At 58.3% G+C, this 1,236-nt stretch carries 1 protein-coding gene; it reads left to right on the forward strand.

The window, feature by feature from the left end:
- Window positions 1-67 precede the first annotated feature (67 nt).
- Complete coding sequence (locus RT52_RS17515) at window positions 68-1,186, forward strand: TlpA family protein disulfide reductase (RefSeq protein ID WP_034814312.1); 1,119 nt, start codon at window positions 68-70, stop codon at window positions 1,184-1,186.
- Window positions 1,187-1,236 lie beyond the last annotated feature (50 nt).

The following is a 1,236-nucleotide window of genomic DNA, read 5'->3' on the forward strand; positions in this document are numbered from 1 at the left end:
TATTAATGTCCTTTACATGGGGTACAGATTACACTCGTCTGGGCGCTTTTTCTCTAGGAGGGATGATGTGATTGCAATCGGTCCATTGAATATCCGGCTCGACCTGCTCGTCTTCATGGTCAGCCTGCTCTTGTTATACATCGGCTTTAGAAAAATCGGGTTGACGGAAAAAGAACGGGACGCCGTCCTCGGCACATGGTTCGCCGGCTTTCTCGCTTGGAAAGGCAGCGCCGTCTTGATCGGCCTCGTCTCGACCGGCAGCCTGTCACTCGCCTTATACGCCACTGGCGGGAATTGGTCGATCGCCATCGCCGCATTCGTCATCGGACTGTTCGTCTTTCGGCTCGACAAGCAGCTTTACGGCTATTGGGCGTTGTCCGGTCTCGTCTTATGGCTCGGGATGACGCTCGCCGTCCCGCGTTACGCCGCGTTCCCCCTTTTTGCTTCACTCCAACCGCTCCACCTATACACGGCCGGGCTCATTGTCGTGTTGATGCTGTTGACGTGGCGTTGGATGCGGACGCCGTCGCACGGTTCGCTCGTCTGGACGATCACCGGCGCGATGTTCATCTGGGTGTTACGTGAGGGCGCGACCGGGACGTGGCACATGTGGGCGCTCGGATTGTTTATCGGTCTAGTCGTGCTTGCGACGACCCTCGCCCGCCCCACGCGAAAAGCCGTTCAACTCACACTCGGCATCGTCGTCGCGCTCGCCATCATCAATGCGAGTCTGCCCGACCAGACACCGACGCTCGAGGCGACCGCAACGTCCGGATTGAACATCGGTCAAGTGCCCCCGGACTTCGAGTTGAAGCGAACAGACGGCAGTACGTTCCGATTGGAAGACTTGCGCGGACAACGCGTCGTCATCAACTTCTGGGCGTCGTGGTGCCCCCCATGTCGCGCCGAGATGCCCGATATGGCCGCGTTCGCCCGCTCGACCGATGAGGTGACGATCGTCGCTGTGAATACGACGACGAGTGAACGGGATGTTGAAGACGCCACATCGTTCGTGGCCCCGTATGAAGATGCGTTCGAAGTCGTCTATGATCGAGACGGGGCCGTTGCGAACGGATACCGCATCCAAGCGATGCCGACGACGTACGTGCTCGATGAGTCTGGCGTCATCACCGCGAAACAGTTCGGTGCCATCGACAGAGCGTGGCTCGATGCCCGGACAAGATAAAAACCGTCGAAGTTTCGGCGGTTCAGACTGTAGACAAAACATTGTCTGCA

The organism is Exiguobacterium alkaliphilum 12/1, from assembly GCF_000714435.1.
In the GTDB taxonomy this organism is placed as follows: domain Bacteria; phylum Bacillota; class Bacilli; order Exiguobacteriales; family Exiguobacteriaceae; genus Exiguobacterium; species Exiguobacterium alkaliphilum.